We start from the raw sequence: 20,356 nt of genomic DNA, 5'->3' as shown, positions 1-20,356 counted from the left end.
TGGATCAGGTGCCGGCGGATGGTGCCGGTCCGCGCCTTGGCGTGGAAGACCGAGGCGAGGCGGCCGGCGGCGCGGGTGAGGTTGTGGGCGGCGGCCGCCAGGGTCAGCCAGGCGGCGTTCGCGGTGGACTTCCCCGAGGGCGGGTGGCCGAGGGCGGAGTCCTCCAGATCGGCAAAGACCTGCTCCACGCAGGCGTGTTCGCGGTGCATCGGCTCGGCCCGGGCCAGGACGAACGGACTGTCGGTGAAGATGACGTGGTGGCGCCAGACCCCGAACAGTTCGGCCTGCCCGTCGGGCACCGACTTCGGGTTCAGCCGCTTGACCCGGCGCACGATCAAGCGGGCCGTGGTGTGGAAGGTCTTCTTCTTGCTGGTGAACGCGGTGAAGGGGATCTCGGCGATCTCCGCGTCGGAGATCCAGCGGTCTTCCTCGCTGTCCCAGATCGCGTTCGTGTATGCGATCGCCGTCCAGGCGTCGGCGGGTATCTGCTCGATCGCGGTGCGGATGGTCTTCTTCACCGCGACCGCGAGGGAGAAGCGCACGCCGGCCTTGCGGCAGACGTCGACGACCTTGTGCGAGAAGTACGCCGAGTCGGCCCGTACGACGATCTGCGCGGTGGTGCCCATGGCCCGCACCGTGGACAGGGCCTCGCGCAGCAGACTGGCCGCCCCCTTCCCGGAGTTCGCGGGGCCCTTGCGTAGCCGGGTGGCGACGATGACTGGCGCACAGGTGGCCGTCTTGACGGTGACGATCTGGAAGTGGAGGCCGCGGACCTTGGTGCAGCCGAAGGAGGCGCCCTGCTTGGCCGGGCCGTAGACCTGCTTGACCTTGGAATCGATATCGACGAACACCACCTCGTCCCCGGCCGGAACGAACCCTGTGTGCGTGGCCAGGTTGCAGGTGAACGACCGCATGGCGGACTCCAGTTGCCGCACGTGTCCCCAGGTGAATGCGCGCAGGAACGTGCCCAGCGTCGAAGGTGCCCGCACCCCGCCGAACAGCTTGGGCAGCCCGCCCTGACGCAGCACGTCCAGGTCCTCGATGGAGTCGGCGCCTGACGTCATCCCGGCCACGATGCTCATCGTCTTCGCGTCGGCGGCCGTGCCAGCACCATTCTTCGCGCCGGTCAGCGTCACCTTCCCGGCGACCAGCCGGCCCAGGCCGCACCGCTCGGCCAGCCGGACCGCCGGGACCAGCCCGGCATGCGCGATCAGATTCGGGTCGTCGAACGCGGCGAACACCGCCGCCGGGCTGCGCGAAGATTTCACTTACGAGGCGCCTTGCTACTCGGGTCTGACGGAAGCGTGAGAACTCCCATCATCCCAGGCCAGCGGGCACCTCTCTGTATTCCTCCGTCCATAGCCCGACGGTCACGCGGTGGATCCAGGATGAGCTGGTCGAGCATGTCTCCTGGCTGATCTACGCCCGAAGGCGTAAACTGAACTCGCCGTGGAGGCAGCTCGGTTGCTTCACGCAGGCCCTCCTCGCACTGGCCCACCTGAGGAAGAATGAGACGCTCGCCCAGCTCGCGGCCGGTTTCGGCGTCTCGACCGCGACAGCCTGGCGCTACGTCGACGAGACCCTGGACATCCTCGCGGCCTGGGCTTCGGGTCTGCACGAGGCCCTGACCGGGCTGGGCGAGGGCGACCACGTGATCGTGTACGGCACCCTGATCGCTACTGACCGCATTGCCGCGGACGAACCGTACTACTCGCAGAAGCACAAGAAACACGGCATGAACGTGCAGGTCATTGCCGGCCCAGACGGCACACCGCCGTGGTTCTCCCGTGCGACGCCAGGTCGTACCCGTTATCTGACCGCAGCCCGGGCCCACCGCAAATGTCCAGGTTTGCCTGACCCGGCAGATCCTCGTCCTCGCCTGCCGTGCCTACCCGGTTGCCGGTGGCACGGTCCGCACCCCGTACAAGAACCACCGCGAACAGCCCGGTCACCCGTAACGCCTGGATCCCGCAGTACGACGTGCCGGTCGTGCGGGTCTGACCGGCACGTCGTACTCCTGGTGCAACAAACGGGTCAGACCGCCGGTTCGCCCTCCGCCTTTGTCCGCAGCACACCCTCCGGGGCCCGCCGCAGTGCCCGGATCGCCGGGACGCTGAGCATGACGGCCAGCAGGACGAACGACATGACCGACGAGAAGATCAGCACCTCGTTCGCACCGAACGCGTCCGCCGCCGGGCCCGCCAGGGCGCGGCCCAGCGGGATGACCATGATCGAGCCGGCGACGTCGTACGCGGAGACGCGGCTCAGGACCGTCAGCGGGATGTGCGACTGGACGCTGGTCGCCCACATCACCCCCCAGAACGCGAAGCCGTAGCCCGCGATGACATGGGCGACCGCCGTGGCCGCGAAGGACCATTCCAGGGCCGGGGCCAAGGGGTTGAGCGCGAAGCAGAGCATGGCCAGGGCGCCTGCCACGAGGGGGCGGCGAGGGCGGACCCGCATGCCGATCAGGCCGCCGATGATCGTGCCCGCGCCGTCCGCCGAGGCGATCCAGCCGTACCCGCTCGCCCCGTGCTGCTCGATCATCAGCGCCGCGCCCAGCGGCAGCGCGGGGCCGAACACGAACAGGCCGTACACGGACCAGACCGCGATGACGCCCCACAGCCACTGGCGGGACCGGAACTCCTGCCAGCCCGTCGCGAGCCTGCGCCACATCGGGGCGTCGCCCTCGTCGCGGACCGTGTGGAGCTTCCGCAGGGGGAGCAGGACCGCCGCGCTGAGCGCGTACGCCGCCGCGATGACCAGGTACGAGCCCGAGACCTGCCAGTACGCGACGAGGATGCCCGCCAGGCCGGGGCCCAGCAGGGTGCTCAGGGCCTCGGAGATCCGCAGCAGCGCGTTGGCCTTCTGGATGTCCTCGGCGACCCGGGGGACCATGCTCGCCATACCGGGCTGGAACATCGCGGTCGCGGCCCCGCTGAGCGCCATCAGCGCCATGATCTGCCACAGCGGGACGCCGTCCGAGAAGAAGAGCAGCCCGCCCAGCGTGATCATGGCCAGCATCCGCACCAGGTCGGCGCAGATCATCATCAGCTGAGGGGTGAACCGGTCGGCCAGCACCCCGCCGAACAGCACGAGCAGGACGATCGGGGTCATCCACGCGGCCAGCGCGTACCCGACGCCGCTCGCCCCGTGGCCCGCTCCCAGCACCGCCGTGGTGAGGGAGACCATCAGCATGCCGTCGGCCAGCAGTGACGCGCTGCGGGCCGTGAAGAACAACTGGAACCGGCCCGACCGCCAGGGGCTGGGCAGTGGTTCGGGTTTCTGCTGGAGGGCCGTGTCGTCAACGCTCATGTCGCACCTGCCGGCTCCTGCCGGTCCCTTCCTCGATGATCTGCAGCCGACGCCAGGCGTCGCTCCGGTCCGCCTCGGCCGGCGGGTGCTCGACGAGCACGTAGCGGCCCGGAGCGAGAACGCCCGTGCCGCCGTGGGCGGGGACCTCGGCCATCAGTGCTTCGTGGGCACCGGCCGGAGTCAGGGCCGCGTTGCCGATGGCGATGTATGCCGTGAGATCCGGACCCGCGCCGTCCGCGTCGTGGTCCGTCGCGATGTGCACGGGCAGCCCGTCCACGGCCCCGCTCAACGCATCCCCCACGGCGGCCGGTGAGACCCAACAGCCCTCCGCCCGCCTCCAGTCACGGCCGCGCTCGGGCGGCCTGACGCCTGTCACCCCGGTGAGCTCGTCCAGCGGTACGTCACCCTCCGCGGCCGCCTCCAGCAGCCGCACCAGACCCGTCAGGAAGCCCTCCGCCTCCTCCGGCGTGAACAGCGCGGGGTCGGCCCACAGGGAGATGTGGAGCTGGGGTGCCGTCTCGTACGTGAACGCCAGCATGCGCGTCGGCAGCGCCTGGAACGGGCCCCAGGTCAGGTCGAGTTCGGCTCCGCTGCTGTCCTGCGGCGCGGCCGAGAGCAGAGTGGCGGGCAGCACGCTGACGTCGTTGAGGACCACGTCCCGCGCGAAGTGGCTGCCGCGCTCCCCGGTGACCCGGTCGATCATCTCCCAGAGGCGTACGGAGTCGAACTGGCTGTGCCGGTACGCGTTGAGCGCCGCGCCCCAGGTCTTGCGGACCAGGGTGTCGAAGGACGGGACCCGGACGTCCAGGCAGAGCAGCGCGTCCTGGGACAGGGTGTTCACCGAGCGGGCGATCGTGGAGTGGAAGCGGTTGGAGGTCGGGACGGCGGTGACGCAGGAGTCCTGTCCCGCCCGGTGGGCCACCAGCGCGCACCAGGCCGCGAGCAGCACGGTGGCCTCGGGATTCCCGGTGCGGCCTGCCGCTCCGGCGAGGGCCCGCGCACCACGCCGGGACCGGAGCGTGAGCTGCCGGGCCCGGCCGTCCGCGCCCGCCGCACGCGGTTCGGCGAACATCTCCTGCGGCTCGGTGCGGATGATCCGCTCCCAGTACCGCAGCGACGCCTCCGACTTCCGCTTCCCGGCGGGGGAGGCCTCCTCGGCGGCGAGGTCGAGGGGGGTGAAGGAGGCCGGGGGCGGCAGCTCCTCCCCTGCCAGCAACGCGAGGAACTCCTCCCGCAGGACGGCCAGCGCGCTGCCGTCCGTCACCGCGTGGCTGGAGGCCAGGGCCGCGTGGACGGGTACGCCGCCGAGGGTGAGCACCGAGATCCGCAGCGGGAACTCCCGGTCCAGCGCGAAGCGGCCGGCGCGGGCGGCCCGCGCCACCGACTCGGCGTACCGGGCGGGCTCCTCCGGGAACTCCGGGTGGTCGAGGACGGTCACGGTGAACGTGCCCTCGCCCGCCACCACCTGCTCCACGGGCGCGGTTCCCGGCGTGTGCGGAAACGTGGTGCGCAGCCCTTCGTGGCGCAGGGCCAGGGTACGCAGGGCGTCGATGACGGTGTCCAGGCCGGTGCCCGGGGGGATCGCCCACACGTCGTGGTTGTTGATGTGCTCGGGGTCGTCCCGCAGGATGCAGCGGATCATGTTGGCCTGGCCCATGGTGAGGGGGCCGCGGCGCTCGTCACCGCCTTCGTAGGTGACGGTGGCGATGTGCGAGGAGTTCTGTTGCATGGTGTCCTTGCCGACAGCGGGGGTCATCGGTTCACGGCCGGGCGGTGTCCGGCCGTGAGCGGCAGGACGCCCCCCTGGCCCACTTCGGCGCTCGCGCCGCTCAGTGCCTCCCAGTGCTCCATCAGGAGCGCGAAGTGGCCCATGTCGTCCCGGGCCTCGCCCAGGAGCCTGGAGCGGCTCTCCGCGAGCGTGTCCGCGACCGTCGCGTAGCGGTCGCCGAGCCGCCGGTAGGCACGGTCGAGGACGTCCAGGCGGCGGGCGTTCCCGGCTCGGTCGAGGCCGATGCTGTCCCGGACGAAACCGGCGACCACGGAGGCCCGGATGTGTCCCTCGGCGTCGAGCAGCGCGTCACCGGCCGCCGCCGTCCTCGCGTACACGGCGTTGAGGTACGTCTTCGACAGAAGGAACTTCGCGAAGCGCAGCTGGTACGCGAGGAACCCGGCGTCCGTACGCCGTTCCGGCGTATGGAAGTTGACGATGTGCCGGTTGTGCTGGACGCCGGGCAGCCGGGCGTCGTGGACGAGGTGGGTCAGGAAGTAGTCGCTGCCGATGGTGTCGGTGGCGGGCGGCAGCGGGACCCTGCTGTAGACCTCGTGGCCGAGGCCGATGTTGCACATGTCCACGTGCATCGGGCTGATCGGGGCGAGGGTGGTGCGGTCGCCGCTGAACACGGTGTCCCCGGCGCCCCGGAAGGACGCGTCGATCAGATGTCCGCGCCAGATCTCCGGATAGCCCTCGGGTATCGACAGGCCGACCAGTTCGCGGTACGTGTCCGGGTCGAGGTCGCGGATCTCCGCGACGTCCACCGACATCTCGCCCACGAAGGAGCCGCCGGTGATCGCCACCCGCCGGTCTCCGGAGCCGGCCGGGAGTTTGCTCCGGGTCGCCGACTCCCGTACGTCATCGGCTCGTCGGCCCAGGTAGGTGAGTTCCTGGTGGAGTGGGAAGACCGGTTCGCCGTCGAGGTGCTGGTAGCGGCTGTCGGAGTCCCGGCGGTGGACGGACGTGCAGCCGAGGGCCTGGGCGATGAGGAACGCCCGGTTGGTGCAGGCGCCGTAGGAGACGCGGGACGGCAGCATAAGGTCCAGCAGCCGGTCCTGCCCTTCCCGTTCCGCGCCGGACCGGACGGTCACCTCGCGCAGGAAGGCGCGCTGCTCGTTCTCGTCGAGATGGTGGACGGTCACCCCGGGGGACGGGGGCAGCGCCGCCACCGCCTCCCGGTGCCGGCCGAGTACCGGCGCGGGGGAGGAGTCCAGGATGAGCAGATGCACCTCGACGCCGAACTGCTTTGCCCCGTACGCCGCTTCCTCGCCGACCGCCGCGATGGTGCCGGCGCAGGCCCGGTGGGTGGGCAGGGTCAGACAGACGCGGCGCACGAAGGCTCCCCGTTCCGGGCGGCGGGTGCCGTGTCGTCCGCGTCCCCGCTCTGCGCGGCGGGTGCGTTGTCCTCGACCGGGTCCTGCCAGGAGGCGAGCCCCAGCAGCCGGCTGCCCAGCGGGTTCAGCTCCGCCGTGGGGTAGCGCCGGGACTCGGGCAGTACCGGGTCGCCTACCAGGGTGCGGTTCCAGCGTGGGGTGCGCAGGTGGCGCCAGGACTCCACCCGGGACTTCCGCAGCCGCTCGTGCTCCTCCAGCGCGGGCATCATCGACAGGTACTGCACGGCCCGCACCCCGTTCTCGGAGAGGTTGCGCGCCACTCCGTGGGCCAGCAGGCCGTTCCAGATGAGCAGGTCGCCGGGGCGCAGATCCGGTCGTACGACGGGGAGTTCGTCCCGGTCGATGTCCGGTCGCAGGGGGTCCCGGTCCCCGGGTTGGCCCGTCTTCCAGGTGTCGAACTGCCGGAACAGCTCCGGGCAGCACTGGAAGCCTCCCGTCTCCGGGCGGGTGTCGTTGAGCGCGATGATGCCCTGCACCCGCTGCGGCGGTACGGCGAGCGTCGTGTCGATGTCCCAGTGGAGCTCGATGTCGAAGCCCCGTTCCGTCGGCTCGATCAGGGCGCGGTCGCGGTTGCCCCGGTTGGGCGGGTTGAGGTTGAGCCGGTCCAGGGTGACCCACAGCTCCTCGCAGTCCCATACGTCGACGAAGGCGTCGTACACCCGCTGCGACTGCCGGTTGTCCCAGAGGAGCTGGTGGTGGTACGCCTCCACGAAGCCGTAGACGTGCAGCTGCTGGTCCAGCTCGGAGCGCAGCGGCCGGTCCTCGTACCAGCTCTCCGGCCGCTCGGGGTCCAGGCCCTGGAAGTCCCAGGTGAAGTCCAGCAGTTGGCGTGCCACCGAGGCCGGGACCGCTTCCCGGACGATGACGTAGCCGTACGTCTGCCAGTGGGCGAAGTCCGCTTCGGACAGCACCCGCAGCGGACGCGACTTGTCGAGCTCCCGCAGGGCGGTCTGTGCGAGGTAGGCCTCGCCGTCCGCGCTGAAGTACGGGATGTCCGACGCCGCGCGGTGCAGGCGGGGCCGACGGCGAGGGCTGGGTGTCGTCATGGGGTTCATGGCAGGTCCTTCTCCTCGACCGGCCGTGCGGCGACCCCGGGGGAGCGGGGCCGCCGCGGACGGCGGGACGGATGGCGGTGCCGTGGCGGGAGGAGCCGTGACCACGTCGGTCAGCAGGATTGGTCCAGACCGCCCGGACTGTCAAGTGCCCGGTACATATGGCGATATGAGATGCCGACATGTACCTGACGGCCACGGAATCGATACCTGGCGTTCGGTATCTTTGGTCTAGACAACAAGCGAGCATCGGGCCTAATGTCCAAGGGCGCGGTCGGGTTCGTGACGGTCTGTCAACCCGCTTTCCCGCCTGCGCTCCGGCCGGTGACGGCCCTGTTCAGGACCGCCGGCGCCACGGCGTCGCGGTCCGTACATCCGGTGGGTGTCCCGCATGCCGGCCCACACCGAGAAAGACGCGGTTTCATGAACACATCCAGCATCACGGCCCTGCCGGGTATCGAGCTGAAGAGCCCCGGTGCCGGGCTGATCACGCTGGACCCGGTCCGCACCGCACTGCTGCGGGGCCTGGACGATCTGCTGACCGGCCTGGCCGCGCAGCTCTCCGCACCTGAGGTCGTGGGGCCGCCCCTGCTGTCCGTCGACGGGCTGGCGCGGCTCGACTTCTTCCGCAATTTTCCCCACCTCGGCGTCTCCGCCGGGCGGTTCGGGCCGGAAGTGCTCGACGGTCTGGCCTCCGGCGGCACGCCCCAGGGCCTCCCGCTGCACCCGACCGGCCATGTGCTGCCGTCCGCGACCTGCTACGGCCTGCTGCTCTCCCTGGAGGGTGAGGACGTCGGCGAGGACGGGCTGCGGCTCTCGGCGGTCGGCCGCTGCTTCCGCAACGAGACCCACTACGACGGCCTGCGCCGCCTGTGGGGGTTCCACATGCGGGAGGTGATCTACCTCGGCACCAAGGACGACGCCACCGAACACCAGGAACGCGGCGGGAAGTTCATTCAGGAGGTGGCCGGGCGGCTCGGCCTGACCCTGACCCGGGCGGCGGCCGACGACCCGTTCTACGACAACGGCGGATCGCGGGCCCGCCTGATGGCGCTGGACCCGGTGAAGTACGAGTACAGCGCCCCCGACGGCACGGCCATCGCCTCCGTCAACCGGCACCGCAACTTCTTCGGTGAGCGGCTCGGCATCCGCGCCGGATCCCATGGGCCCGCGTACAGCTCCTGCGTCGCCTTCGGTGTGGAGCGCTGGGTGCACGCGATGATCCTCGCCCACGGCACCGCCGAGCAGGCCCTGGAGCGGCTCCGCACCGCCGGTTCCTGACCTTCACCCCGGCAGGCACCGGAACAGACACCCGGAACAGAACAAGAGGAGCGATTTCTCCCCATGGAACGTGTCGTAGCGTGGCTCAACGAGAAGAATCCCGGCCTCGACGGCCCGATCGGCGTCGACGAGGACCTCATCGAGGCCCGTCTCATCGACTCGATGGACTTCCTGGAGTTCATCGATCTCCTGGAGGAGATCTCGGACAGCAGCATCGATCTGCAGGAAGTCACCATCGACGACTTCCGCACCCTCGCCCGCGTCAAGGAGCGCTTCCTGGGCTCCGCCGACCTCGTGGAGGTGTCCGCCGGGTGAGCGCGGGCCGGTGACCCGCCTTCCGCCGCCGCGTCTCCGGCCGCCGGGCCTCCCGCCCCAGCGCCTCCCGCCGTCGTACGGGATGGGCGTGGCCGCCGACGCGCTGGTGGCCACCACCGCGGAGGTGCTGGCGTGCCCGGATCTGGACGAGGGCATGCTCGCGCCGTGGGAGCGGCGACGGCTCGCGGGAATCCGGGTGCCCGGCCGGCGCGACGACGTCGTGGCGGCCCGTCTGCTGCTGCGGCTGTGCGTCTCCCGGGTCACCGGGCGGCTGCCCCGGGAGGTGGAGCCGGCCCAGCGCTGCCCCGGGTGCGGGCAGGACGGGCACGGCCGGCCGTATCTCCCGGACCACCCCGGGCTGGGCGCCTCCTTCAGTCACGCCGACGGGCTGGCCGCGACGGCGGTCGGACCCGGCCCGGTCGGTATCGACGTGGAGCCACTGGCGCGTCGGCCGGGGCCGCTGCCCGTACTGCGACGGCTGCTGCCGGAGGCCGAGGTGGACGCCGCCCGCGCCGAGCCGGACCCCGGTCCGGCGCTGCTGCGGTTGTGGGTCCGGCGGGAGGCGCTGTTCAAGGCCGGGCGGGACGACGTCCGGCTGACCGGGTGGACGGACCACCGCCGCGGGGCCGTGGTGGCACTCGCGGGCAGCGGCCCCTGGAGCGGTGCCGGTCCGGGTCCGGCTCTCAGCCCCGCTTCGGCCCTCAGTCCCGCTCCGGCTCCGCCGTCAGGTCGATGAGCCGGCAGACCGTCTCGATGTCGATCTTCACCTGGGCGATCGAGGCCCGGCCCGACAGCCAGGTGATCAGCGCCGAGTGCCAGGTGTGCTCGATGACGCGGACCGCGGAGAGCTGCCCCGGGGTCGGGTGCTCCAGGCCCATCGCGTCCAGGATGATCGCCGTCGTGAGACGCGAGACGGTGTCCACCTCGGGGCTCACGCTGCGGTCCGCGAAGGTGAGGGCACGGACCATGGCGTCCGCGAGGTGTGGCTCGCGCTGCAGGGCGCGGAAGGCGCGCATCAGCGTCTCGGCCACCCGCTGGGCCGCGTCGTCGCCGGCCGGCGGGCGTTTGCGGAGCGTGGTGTGCAGGCGCTGGAGCTGGTCCTGCATGGTCGCGACCAGCAGATGGATCTTGGACGGGAAGTAGCGGTAGAGGGTGCCCAGCGCGACCCCGGCGGCCTCGGCCACCTCCCGCATCTGCACCGCCTCGAACCCGCCCCGGCTGGCCAGCTGGGCGCTGGCGTGCAGGATGCGGCGGCGACGGGCCTCCTGGCGTTCGGTCAGCGGAGGCGCTGCTGGTCTGGCGTCCGCGGTCATGCTGTCCCCGATCCACGATCCATGATCCATGGCTTGATCCCGCACCCGGACGGACGAAGCGGCCCGGCCGGGCGCGCACAGCATGCCAGGGCGTCCGTCGTGGCGCGAATCACCTGATCCGGCCCTCACGCCGACGCTACCTGCCGGTAGATTCGATGCACGTCGAACGATCAAGTCTGCAACGTGTTCTAACAAGTCTGAAACTTGTTCTAGATTAGCGCGACCGGTTACGCTCCGGCGAACACGCAGCCAGAAGGGGGCCGAGTGTGACCGCTGAGGCCATAGAGACAGGCCCCCGCACGGGCGACGGCGGCTCCGCCGGGACCGGCGACCGGCCGTTGCGCATAGCACTCCTCACGTACAAGGGCAATCCGTTCTGCGGCGGCCAGGGCGTGTATGTCCGCCACCTCGGCCGGGAGCTCGCCCGCCTCGGCCACAGCGTCGAGGTCATCGGCGCGCAGCCCTACCCGGTGCTCGACGAGGGCGTCCCGCTCACCGAGCTGCCCAGCCTCGACCTCTACCGCCAGCCCGATCCCTTCCGCACGCCGAAGCGCGGCGAGTACCGCGACTGGATCGACCTGGCCGAGGTCGCCACCATGTGGACCGGCGGCTTCCCCGAGCCGCTCACCTTCAGCCTGCGCGCCCGCCGCCACCTGCTGGCCCGGCGCGGCGAGTTCGACGTCGTCCACGACAACCAGACACTCGGTTACGGGCTCCTCGGCGAGCTCGGGGCCCCGCTCGTGACGACGATCCACCACCCCATCACCGTGGACCGCAGGCTCGACCTGGAAGCCGCGACCAGCCGCCGCCGACGCGCCTCCGTACGCCGCTGGTACGCCTTCACCCGGATGCAGAAGCGGGTCGCCCGCAAGCTGGACACCGTCCTCACCGTCTCCGGCTCCTCCCGTGGCGAGATCGTCGAGGACCTCGGCGTACGCGCGGACCGGATCAGCGTCGTCCACATCGGCGCCGACACCGAACTGTGGTCGCCCGACCCCTCCGTCGCCGAGGTGCCCGGCCGCATCGTCACCACCTCCAGCGCCGACGTCCCGCTCAAGGGCCTCGTCCACCTCGTCGACGCGCTCGCCAAGCTCCGCACCGAGAACCCCGCCGCCCACCTCGTCGTCGTCGGCAAGCGCGCCGAGAACGGGCCGGTCGCCCGCGCGATCGAGCGGCACGGGCTCGCGGACGCCGTCGAGTTCGTCAAGGGCATCAGCGACGCCGAACTGGTCGACCTCGTGCGCGGCGCCCAGGTCTCCTGCGTGCCCTCGCTGTACGAGGGGTTCTCGCTGCCCGCCGCCGAGGCCATGGCCACCGGCACCCCCCTCGTCGCCACCACCGGCGGCGCCATCCCCGAGGTCTCCGGCCGCGACGGGGAGACCTGCCTCGCCGTGCCTCCCGGCGACGCCGACGCGCTGGCCGGGGCGCTGGCCCGGCTGCTGGGCGATCCCGAGCTGCGCGCCCGGCTCGGCTCGGCGGGCCGCGAGCGGGTGCTGGCCAACTTCACCTGGGCCAGGGCGGCCGCCGGAACGGCCGAGCTGTACCGTCAGGCGATCACCGCCCGCGGAGTCCGCAGGTGACCACGTACCCCCGGGCGAACGTGGACCCGATCGTCGCAACCCGTACCTCCGACCTCGAAGGCAGGCCCCCGTGCTGACCGTCGACTTCACCCGCTTCCCGCTCGCCGCCGGCGACCGAGTGCTCGACCTGGGCTGCGGTGCCGGCCGGCATGCCTTCGAGTGCTACCGGCGCGGTGCGCAGGTCGTCGCCCTCGACCGGAACGGCGAGGAGATCCGCGAGGTCGCCACGTGGTTCGCCGCGATGAAGGAGGCCGGGGAGGCCCCCGAGGGCGCCACCGCCACCGCGATGGAGGGCGACGCCCTCAACCTTCCCTTCCCCGACGACTCCTTCGACGTCGTGATCATCTCCGAGGTCATGGAGCACATCCCGGACGACAAGGGCGTCCTCGCTGAGATGGTCCGGGTGCTCAGGCCGGGCGGCCGGATAGCGATCACCGTCCCGCGCTACGGCCCCGAGAAGGTCTGCTGGACCCTCTCCGACGCCTACCACGAGGTCGAGGGCGGCCACATCCGCATCTACAAGGCCGACCAGCTCCTCGCCCGGATCCGCGAGGCCGGACTCAAGCCGTACGGCACCCACCACGCCCACGCCCTGCACTCGCCGTACTGGTGGCTGAAGTGCGCCTTCGGTGTGGACAACGACCAGGCGCTGCCGGTGCGTGCCTACCACAAGCTGCTGGTCTGGGACATCATGAAGAAGCCGCTCGCGACCCGGGTCGCCGAGCAGCTCCTCAATCCGGTCGTCGGCAAGAGCTTCGTCGCCTACGCCACCAAGCCGCACCTTCCGAAGGCCGAGGCGTGAGCACTCCCGAGCAGACCGAACACCTCGTCCTGCCCGGCGTCCTGACGGCGGACCAGGCGGCCGAGACCGTCGCCGCACTCGTCGCCGTACAGCGGGAGGACGGGGCGCTGCCCTGGTTCCGGGGGCACCACCTCGACCCGTGGGACCACACCGAGACCGCGATGGCGCTCGACGCGGCCGGTGAGCACGAGGCCGCCGCGCGCGGCTACGACTGGCTCGCCCGCAACCAGAACGCCGACGGCTCCTGGTACGCCGCCTACCACGACGGCGACCCGCTGCAGCCGACCGACCGGGGCCTGGAGAGCAACTTCTGCGCGTACGTGGCCGTCGGCGTCTGGCACCACTACCTGGCCACCGGCGACGACGCGTTCGTCGACCGGATGTGGCCCACGGTCTTCGCGGCCGTCGAGTTCGTCCTCGGGCTCCAGCAGCCGGGCGGGCAGATCGGCTGGAAGCGGGAGAGCGACGGCACGCCCGTCGACGACGCGCTGCTGACCGGCTCCTCCTCGATCCACCACGCGCTGCGCTGTGCGCTGGCCATCGCCGAGCGCCGCGAGGAGCCGCAGCCCGACTGGGAGCTGGCGGCCGGGGCGTTGGCCCACGCGATCCGCAGCCACCCCGAGCGCTTCCTCGACAAGAGCCGCTACTCGATGGACTGGTACTACCCGGTCCTCGGCGGCGCGGTCACCGGTGCCGAGGCCACCGCCCGTATCCGGGAGGGCTGGGACCGCTTCGTCGTCCCCGGCCTCGGGGTGCGCTGTGTGCTGCCCAACCCCTGGGTGACCGGCGGCGAGAGCTGCGAACTCGCCCTGGCCCTCTGGGTGACGGGGGAGTCGGACCGGGCGCTGGAGATCCTCCAGTCCGTCCAGCACCTGCGCGCCGAGGGCGGGCTGTACTGGACGGGGTACGTCTTCGAGGGCGACCGGGCGTTCTGGCCCGAGGAGCTCACCACCTGGACGGCGGGCTCCCTGCTGCTGGCGGTGGCCGCGCTCGGGGGGGACGAGGCGACCACCGCGGTCTTCTCGGGCGAGCGGCTGCCGGTCGGCCTGGAGCCGGACTGCTGCCGCTGAACTGCTGCCGCTGAACCGCTTCCTGAGCCTGTTCTGTGCGACACGGAACTCCGGTTGCCGGCGGGGCGGGCTGACAACGCAGCGATCAGCCCCGGAAGTTGCCGGGGGCGGGCAACGACCGTGCCGGGCGTTGCGGGTGGCTTCCGGCGTGACGAGCGGAAGCGTCCGGGTGTGGTCTTCCGGCTGTCCGGATGGGCTTGCGCGAGGACGGGGGCGTCCAGCAGGGGACAGCACATGGAGAAGACGGGTTTCAGCAGTCCGGTGAGGTTCGCCCGGGCGGCAGCAGCCGGGGCCGGCTGCTGGCCGGTGTCACGGGCGGGTTGATCGTCGCCGTCCCCGGCATCGGTCTGCTGAGCTGGGACTTCGGCGGGTGAACGGGAGGCGGTCCGGCGGATATTCGGGTGATCATCCAAGGCTCCGCCGGTTAGGGTGCGCCGCATGACGCTTCTCTCCCACGACCGCTACTGCGACGAGATCCTGGCCCAGACCGACGCCCTGCGCGCGGTGCTGACCGGCGCCGATCTCACCGCGACCGTCCCCACCTGCCCCGACTGGACCCTGCGGGAACTCGCCGTGCACGTCGGCGGCGCGCACCGCTGGGTCGGTGAGATCGTCCGTACCCGCGCCGCCGACGACGTCCCCGAGGACAAGGTGCCCGGGGCCGAAGGACCGGCCGGTGAGGACCCGGCCGCGCTCGACGCCTGGCTCGCCGAAGGCGCGGCCGCCACGGTGGACGCGCTGCGGGAGGCGGGGCCGGACACCGAGGTGTGGACCTGGGCGTGGGAGCGGCGTACGGCGTTCTGGGCGCGGCGCATGACGCACGAGACGGCTGTGCACCGGGCGGACGCGGCGCTCGCCGCCCGCGTCCCGCACACGGTCGACGCCGAGGTGGCCGCCGACACCATCGAGGAGTGGCTGTGCATCGTCTCCTTCGCCCAGCAGGGCGGCGACCCGGAGGCGGCCGAACTGCGGGGCGGGGGGCGCTCGTTGCATCTGCACGCCACCGACGCACCCGGTGCGGAGTGGCTGATCGAGTTCGGCGAGGACCGCTTCACCTGGCGGCGCGCGCACGAGAAGGCCACGGTCGCGCTGCGCGGGACGCTGACCGATCTGATGCTCGTCTTCAACCGCCGCCTGGAGCCGACGAGTCAGCGGGTGGAGGTGCTCGGCGACGCGGCGCTGCTGGACTTCTGGCTGGACCGGTCCTCGTTCGGCTGAACCGGCTTCCCTAGCCGTTGAGTTCCGCCAGGACCCGCAGTGTGTGCGGGTCCTGGGCGGTGACCAGCAGATCCGTCACCGGCCCCTTGCGCCACAGCTCCAGCCGCTCCGCGATCCGGGTGCGCGGCCCGATCAGTGAGATCTCGTCGGCGAACGCGTCGGGCACCGCCCGCACCGCCTCCTCCTTGCGGCCCTGGAGGAACAGCTCCTGGATCCGCCGGGCCTCCTCCCCGAACCCCATCCGGGCCATCAGGTCCGCGTGGAAGTTGCGGGCCGCGTGCCCCATCCCGCCGATGTAGAAGCCGAGCATCGCCTTCACCGGCAGCAGCCCCTCGGCCACGTCGTCGCAGACGTGCGCACGGGCCATCGGCGCGATCATGAAGCCGTCCCGGAGTCCGGCGAGCGACGCGACGTAGACGTCCGTGCGCAGCGGCGACCAGTACAGGGGCAGCCAGCCGTCCGCGATCTCCACCGTCTGCGCGATGTTCTTCGGGCCCTCCGCGCCCAGCAGGACGGGGAGCGAGGCGCGCAGGGGGTGGGTGATCGGCTTCAGCGGCTTGCCGAGGCCGGTGGCGTCCGGTCCGGTGTACGGGTGGGAGTGGAAGCGGCCCGCCAGCTCGACCGGGGCCTGCCGCGCCAGGACCTGCCGGATCACCTCGACGTACTCGCGGGTCGCGGTCAGCGGGCTCTTCGGGAACGGCCGCCCGTACCACCCCTCCACCACCTGCGGTCCGGACAGGCCGAGGCCGAGCAGCATCCGGCCGCCGGAGAGATGGTCCAGGGTCAGCGCGTGCATGGCCGTCGCGGTGGGCGTGCGGGCCGCCATCTGGGCGATGCCGGTGCCCAGCCTGATCCGCGAGGTGTGGGCGGCTATCCAGGTCAGCGGGGTGAAGGCGTCCGAGCCCCAGGCCTCCGCCGTCCACACCGAGTCGTAGCCGAGCCGCTCGGCCTCTTGGACCAGGGCGAGCTGGCCGGGGGCCGGGCCGCGGCCCCAGTATCCGAGCGCGAGTCCGAGCCGCATTCCGATCCCTCCAGCCATGGCTGACGTAGTGTCAGACGCCGGTGTCCGGGTTGGACTGTACGACAACGGCCCCCCGCCCGGAAGGGCGAGGGGCCGCGACGCGTGCGTGTGGGATCAGCCACGCTGGATGCCCGTGGTGTCCTGTAGGACACCACGACGGCCGTCCTGCGTCTGGGCGATGAGGCTCTGGCCGCGCTGCTCCACCGCGAGGTACCAGGTGCCCGGCGCCAGCTCGGCGATCGGGTTCGGCGAACCGTCCTCGCCGTACAGCGGGCGTGCCACCGGAACGGCGAACCAGAACGGGGTGAAGTCCCCCGCCGGGTCCGCGCCGCCCTGCGAAGGCTGCGGGGCCTGGGCCTGCTGCGCCTGCGCCGGGTCGGCCTGCGCGGGCTGGCCCTGCTGCGGGGCGCCGGGGTAGCCGTAACCCTGGCTCGGCTGGGCACCGTACGGCGCCTGCTGCTGACCGCCCGGGAAGCCGTAGCCCTGGCCGGGCTGCGCACCGTACGGGGGCTGCCCGCCCTGGACGGCCTGCGCCGGACCGGCCGGGCTGACGAGCGGGGCCTTGAGGAAGGGCACCAGCGGTCCGGCGATCGCGCCCGCGGCGAGCGCGATGGTGGCGAGCAGGCCGAGGATCAGGCCGGCGCCGGCGTTGCTGATGTCGAGGATCGTCCAGAACGCGGTCCACAGGGCGAAGACGGTGAGCGCCGCGCCGAACTGGCCGAGGTCGAGTCCGACCACCTTGCGGCCCGGCATCGTACGGCTGACGATCAGCAGCGCCGCGCCGATGACCCCGGCGAGATAGACGCTCATCAGGAGCCCGAGCGAGTCCCAGGCGTTCGCGCTGTCGAACCGGGAGCAGTCGACTCCCTGAGGGCAGTCGTAGCTGGAGTAGTCGAGGAAAGAGGCGATGAACAGCACGACCGCTGCTCCGATCACCACGCCGTCGCCTCGAGTGAGGGATCGGATATTCACGTGAAGGTCCTTAGTCGGTCGTCTCGTCGGGGCGGTCGTCGCTGCCGCCGGTGCGGCGGGTACGGCTTGAAGCTCGGAAGCGGCTCCCCATCGTACGGATGAATCTATCGTCTGCCCGGGCGGGTTGCGTCCCGGATCGGATCGTGAGCGGCTACCCCCCAATATCACCGCAGAACTACCCCTTCAGGTAGCTGGTAATGCCGTCGGCCAGTCCCTGGGCCGCCTTCTGCCGCCAACTCGCGCTGGTGAGCAGAGCGGCGTCCTTCGGGTCACGCATATTGCCGCATTCGATGAACACCTTGGGCACGGTCGACAGATTCAGTCCGCCGAGATCATTACGCGTGTCCAGGCCGGTATTCCCACCGATGTAATTGGAAGGCGCGCTTCCGGTCGTGCGGACGAAGTGTCCCGCGATCCTCGCGCCGAGATCGGCCGAACTCTTCACGATCTTCGAGGTGTCGGCCCCACCGCCCTTCACCTCGGCGGGCAGGATCACATGGAAGCCCCGGTTGCCCACGGCCGATCCGTCGGCGTGCACCGACACCACCGCGTCGGCCTTCGCCTCGTTCCCGATCCGGGCCCGCTCGTCGATGCACGGACCGAACGGCCGGTCCTCGTCGTGCGTCAGCCGGACCCGGGCGCCCTCGGCCTCCAGCAGCGTGCGCAGCCGGTGGGACACATCAAGGGTGAACCGGGCCTCCGGATAGCCGTCATCGGTGGACGTACCGGTCGTATCGCACTCCTTGCGGCCGGTGCCGATGTCGACCTGCTCGTTGATCTCCCGGGTGTGATCGCGGTTACGTGGATGGTGTCCCGGGTCGATCACCACGGTCCGGCCGGTCAGCGGGCCCCTCGGCAGCGGTTTCCCGGCGGCCGGCCCGGACGGCACGCTCCCGGTGGAACCGGATGGCTGCGGCTGCTGGTCGGCCGGCGTCGCGGCCGTCGAGGAAGCGCCGCCGGCACCCGGTCGCGGCGAGTCCGCGCCGGCCTCGCCGACGTCCGGGCCGCCGCCGCATCCGGCGGCAGTCAGGCATACGGCGGCCAGCGCGGCGGCCACGGTGAGGGGCCGGGCGCGGCGGGTGGGGGCAGGGCTGTCGTCGTACGGCACGCGGCGATGCTACCCACCCGGCTGTCCGGACGGCTCAGATCCCGGTCCCCGTGCGGCGCAGCACGCGCAGCGAGTCCGTCACCGACACCTCGGTGAACGCCCCGGAGGCCAGCGCCCGCTGGTGGATCCGGTACGGGGCCTGCCCGCCGTCGGCCGGGTCGGGGAACACGTCGTGGATCACCAGCAGCCCGCCCTCGGCGACATGCGGGGCCCAGCCCTCGTAGTCGGCGTTCGCGTGCTCGTCGGTGTGCCCGCCGTCGATGAAGACCAGCCCGAGCGGACCGTGCCACACGGCGGCGACCTGCGGGGACCGCCCGACGAGCGCCACCACGTGGTCCTCCAGACCGGCCCGGCGCAGGGTGCGGCGGAACGTCGGCAGGGTGTCCATCAGCCCGATCTCCGGGTCCACCACGTTCGGGTCGTGGTACTCCCAGCCGGGCTGCTGCTCCTCACTGCCCCGGTGGTGGTCGACGGTGAGCGCGGCCACCCCGGCGGCCCGTGCCGCGTCCGCGAGCAGGATGGCGGACCGCCCGCAGTACGTGCCCACCTCCAGCAGCGGCAGCCCGAGGGCGCCGGCCCCGGTGGCGGCGGCGTACAGGGCGAGGCCCTCGTGGACCGGCATGAAACCCTTGGCGGCCTCGAACGAGGCGAGGATCTCCGGCCCGGGTCCGGCGGCGGACGCGGAAGCGGAAGCGGCGGCGGACTCGGCGGTCACGGGGTTCCTCCAGATGCGGGGCTCAAGAGTCTGTCGACGGCGACCCATCGTGCCGTACGTTCCGGTCGACGGCCTCGGCGGGGGCCATCGCGGCGACCGGTGCGGGGGCCGGGGCGGGGGAGGGCCCGGCGTCCGAGCTGCTCGCCAGGAGTACCGGCGAGCAGGGTGGCGGTCATCACCCAGGTGGCGTTGGCCGGGTCGGTGCTCAGCAGGACCGGCAGGTCCTTGATGACCGGGACGAGCGGCGTCTGCATGGCCGCGACGGCGATACCCGCGAAGGCGAGGACGGGCACGATGGGGCCGGAGTGCGGCGGCTCGGAGAGCTCCCCGGTGGGCCGTATCGGTTTCGTCCGTCGCATACGTGGGGCCTCCGGGCAGCGTCGATCACCCGGGCTCCTCCCAAGTGTGTGCATGGTGGACGCTTCCTGGCGGCACCCTGTTCCGGTCCGGCCCCGGAGACTTCCTGACCCACCGTCAGGTCTTCCGTCGAATTGAAACGTGTTCTACTCTTGCGCCGTTCCAGTGGCTGCGACCGGCGGGGATTCGCATGGGCATCGGCACGGGTATCGGCATCGGCATCACCGAAGAGCACCGCGCGCTGGCGCACTCCGTACGGGGGTGGCTGGCCCGCGCCGCTCCACCCGGCGAGGTACGCGAACTCCTCGACGCGGGAAGCCCGGCCGCCCCCGGAGTGCGCCCCGCCCACTGGGAGGCGCTCGCCGGACAGGGGCTCACCGGCGTCCACCTGCCCGAGGCGTACGGCGGGGGCGGCGGGGACCTACTCGACCTCGCCGTCGTCCTGGAGCAGGCCGCGTACGCCTCGCTGCCCGGCCCGTACCTCACGACCACGCTCGCCTCCGCCGTGCTCCACCGCGCGGTGGCCGCCGGAGCCGGGGCGCTGGGCGGCCCGCTCCGGGAGCTCGCAGCCGGGGACCGCACCGCCGCCGTCGCCCTCACCCCCGGCATCCTCACCGCCACCCCGGCCGAGGGCGGCCACCGGCTCGACGGCACCGCCCCGCCCGTCCTGACCGCCGGCGCGGCCGACCTGCTCCTGCTGCCTGCCGCCACACCCGACGGTGAGCGCTGGTTCCTCGTGGACGCCGGGGCGGAGGGCCTCACCGTGCGCCCGCACCGCAGCGTCGACCCGACCCGCCCCACCGCCGAGGTGCGCGCCGACGCCGTCCACGTACCGGCGCACCGGGTCGTGCCGGTGGCCGATCCGGCGCTCGTCGGCGACCTGGCCGCCGTCCTCCTCGCCGCCGACGCCTGCGGAACCGCCGCCCGCAGCCTCGACACCGCCGTCGAACACGCCACCGTACGGGAGCAGTTCGGGCGGCCGATCGGGGCGTTCCAGGCGGTCAAGCACCTCTGCGCCGACATGCTCGTCCGCCTCGAACAGGCCCGTGCCCTCACCTGGGACGCCGCCCGC

At 72.0% G+C, this 20,356-nt stretch carries 19 protein-coding genes and 2 pseudogenes; 10 read left to right on the top strand and 11 right to left on the bottom strand.

Going from position 1 to position 20,356, the window contains the following annotated elements; genetic code table 11:
* The coding region (locus B9S58_RS24565; protein WP_219818911.1) for an IS1380 family transposase at positions 1-1,268 on the bottom strand (1,268 nt) is incomplete at its 3' end.
* 74 nt (positions 1,269-1,342) lie between these two features.
* Between B9S58_RS24565 and B9S58_RS24560 the strand changes: the two are divergent.
* Positions 1,343-1,952: pseudogene (locus B9S58_RS24560) on the top strand (transposase family protein); the annotation flags it as partial.
* Positions 1,953-2,034: 82 nt separating this feature from the next.
* Here the strand turns inward: B9S58_RS24560 and B9S58_RS24555 are convergent.
* From B9S58_RS24555 to B9S58_RS24540, 4 genes are read right to left on the bottom strand one after another with little or no spacing between them, the layout of a single operon-like run.
* Positions 2,035-3,315: an MFS transporter gene (locus B9S58_RS24555; protein ID WP_103534235.1), complete on the bottom strand. Its 1,281-nt coding sequence runs from the start codon at positions 3,313-3,315 to the stop codon at positions 2,035-2,037.
* Positions 3,305-5,071, bottom strand: a complete 1,767-nt coding sequence (locus tag B9S58_RS24550) for a condensation domain-containing protein (protein WP_103534234.1) — start codon at positions 5,069-5,071, stop codon at positions 3,305-3,307. Before B9S58_RS24550 ends, B9S58_RS24555 begins: the two co-directional genes overlap by 11 nt.
* Positions 5,068-6,420, bottom strand: a complete 1,353-nt coding sequence (locus B9S58_RS24545) for a DUF6271 family protein (RefSeq protein WP_103534233.1) — start codon at positions 6,418-6,420, stop codon at positions 5,068-5,070. Before B9S58_RS24545 ends, B9S58_RS24550 begins: the two co-directional genes overlap by 4 nt.
* Positions 6,402-7,526 (bottom strand): phytanoyl-CoA dioxygenase family protein, encoded by a 1,125-nt coding sequence (locus tag B9S58_RS24540; protein WP_181009441.1) that lies wholly within the window; start codon positions 7,524-7,526, stop codon positions 6,402-6,404. The genes B9S58_RS24545 and B9S58_RS24540 overlap by 19 nt, the downstream gene beginning before the upstream one ends.
* Before the next feature lie 429 nt (positions 7,527-7,955).
* On the opposite strand from B9S58_RS24540, the gene B9S58_RS24535 reads away from it, so the two are divergent.
* The 3 genes from B9S58_RS24535 to B9S58_RS24525 all read left to right on the top strand — a co-directional run bounded on the left by B9S58_RS24535 (position 7,956) and on the right by B9S58_RS24525 (position 9,864).
* A complete protein-coding gene (locus B9S58_RS24535) occupies positions 7,956-8,813 on the top strand; it encodes a hypothetical protein (RefSeq protein WP_103534231.1) in 858 nt (285 codons plus the stop codon).
* A gap of 63 nt (positions 8,814-8,876) precedes the next feature.
* Positions 8,877-9,128: an acetyl xylan esterase gene (locus B9S58_RS24530; RefSeq protein WP_103534230.1), complete on the top strand. Its 252-nt coding sequence runs from the start codon at positions 8,877-8,879 to the stop codon at positions 9,126-9,128.
* Between the two features lie 82 nt (positions 9,129-9,210).
* Positions 9,211-9,864, top strand: coding sequence for a 4'-phosphopantetheinyl transferase superfamily protein (locus tag B9S58_RS24525; protein ID WP_103534229.1), 654 nt, complete (start codon positions 9,211-9,213; stop codon positions 9,862-9,864).
* Here the strand turns inward: B9S58_RS24525 and B9S58_RS24520 are convergent.
* Entirely contained in the window at positions 9,830-10,441 is a 612-nt protein-coding gene (locus B9S58_RS24520; protein ID WP_103534237.1) for a TetR family transcriptional regulator, read from the bottom strand. The genes B9S58_RS24525 and B9S58_RS24520 overlap by 35 nt on opposite strands.
* A 266-nt stretch (positions 10,442-10,707) precedes the next feature.
* On the opposite strand from B9S58_RS24520, the gene B9S58_RS24515 reads away from it, so the two are divergent.
* The 5 genes from B9S58_RS24515 (at position 10,708) to B9S58_RS24495 (ending at position 15,111) form a co-directional block, all read left to right on the top strand.
* Positions 10,708-12,021, top strand: coding sequence for a glycosyltransferase family 4 protein (locus B9S58_RS24515; protein WP_103534228.1), 1,314 nt, complete (start codon positions 10,708-10,710; stop codon positions 12,019-12,021).
* A 70-nt stretch (positions 12,022-12,091) separates the two neighbouring features.
* Positions 12,092-12,823 carry a class I SAM-dependent methyltransferase gene (locus tag B9S58_RS24510; RefSeq protein ID WP_103534227.1) on the top strand — a complete coding sequence of 244 codons (732 nt, stop codon included), beginning with the start codon at positions 12,092-12,094 and terminating at the stop codon, positions 12,821-12,823.
* A complete protein-coding gene (locus B9S58_RS24505; RefSeq protein WP_103534226.1) occupies positions 12,820-13,893 on the top strand; it encodes a prenyltransferase in 1,074 nt (357 codons plus the stop codon). The genes B9S58_RS24510 and B9S58_RS24505 overlap by 4 nt, the downstream gene beginning before the upstream one ends.
* Positions 13,894-14,084: 191 nt before the next feature.
* Positions 14,085-14,267, top strand: a complete 183-nt coding sequence (locus B9S58_RS24500; RefSeq protein WP_103534225.1) for a hypothetical protein — start codon at positions 14,085-14,087, stop codon at positions 14,265-14,267.
* A gap of 64 nt (positions 14,268-14,331) precedes the next feature.
* Complete coding sequence (locus B9S58_RS24495; RefSeq protein ID WP_103534224.1) at positions 14,332-15,111, top strand: maleylpyruvate isomerase family mycothiol-dependent enzyme; 780 nt, start codon at positions 14,332-14,334, stop codon at positions 15,109-15,111.
* A gap of 10 nt (positions 15,112-15,121) precedes the next feature.
* Here B9S58_RS24495 and B9S58_RS24490 read toward each other — a convergent pair whose 3' ends face one another.
* The 5 genes and pseudogenes from B9S58_RS24490 to B9S58_RS24470 all read right to left on the bottom strand — a co-directional run.
* On the bottom strand, positions 15,122-16,132 hold the full coding sequence (locus B9S58_RS24490; RefSeq protein WP_103534223.1) for an LLM class F420-dependent oxidoreductase: 1,011 nt from the start codon (positions 16,130-16,132) through the stop codon (positions 15,122-15,124).
* A gap of 114 nt (positions 16,133-16,246) precedes the next feature.
* On the bottom strand, positions 16,247-17,104 hold the full coding sequence (locus B9S58_RS24485) for a DUF5336 domain-containing protein (protein WP_103534222.1): 858 nt from the start codon (positions 17,102-17,104) through the stop codon (positions 16,247-16,249).
* A 175-nt stretch (positions 17,105-17,279) separates the two neighbouring features.
* Entirely contained in the window at positions 17,280-18,212 is a 933-nt protein-coding gene (locus B9S58_RS24480) for an N-acetylmuramoyl-L-alanine amidase (protein WP_103534221.1), read from the bottom strand.
* Positions 18,213-18,246: 34 nt separating this feature from the next.
* The gene (locus B9S58_RS24475) at positions 18,247-18,834 is read right to left on the bottom strand and encodes a class I SAM-dependent methyltransferase (RefSeq protein ID WP_258044967.1); all 588 of its coding nucleotides are present in this window, start codon (positions 18,832-18,834) and stop codon (positions 18,247-18,249) included.
* A gap of 212 nt (positions 18,835-19,046) precedes the next feature.
* Positions 19,047-19,286, bottom strand: a pseudogene (locus B9S58_RS24470) (MFS transporter); the annotation flags it as partial.
* A gap of 188 nt (positions 19,287-19,474) precedes the next feature.
* On the opposite strand from B9S58_RS24470, the gene B9S58_RS24465 reads away from it, so the two are divergent.
* On the top strand, positions 19,475-20,356 hold an 882-nt coding region (locus tag B9S58_RS24465; protein ID WP_146063559.1), incomplete at its 3' end, for an acyl-CoA dehydrogenase family protein.

This window comes from Streptomyces sp. SM11 (assembly GCF_002910905.1).
Taxonomy (GTDB): Bacteria; Actinomycetota; Actinomycetes; order Streptomycetales; family Streptomycetaceae; genus Streptomyces.
This window is presented reverse-complemented; position numbering and strand designations above follow the sequence as displayed.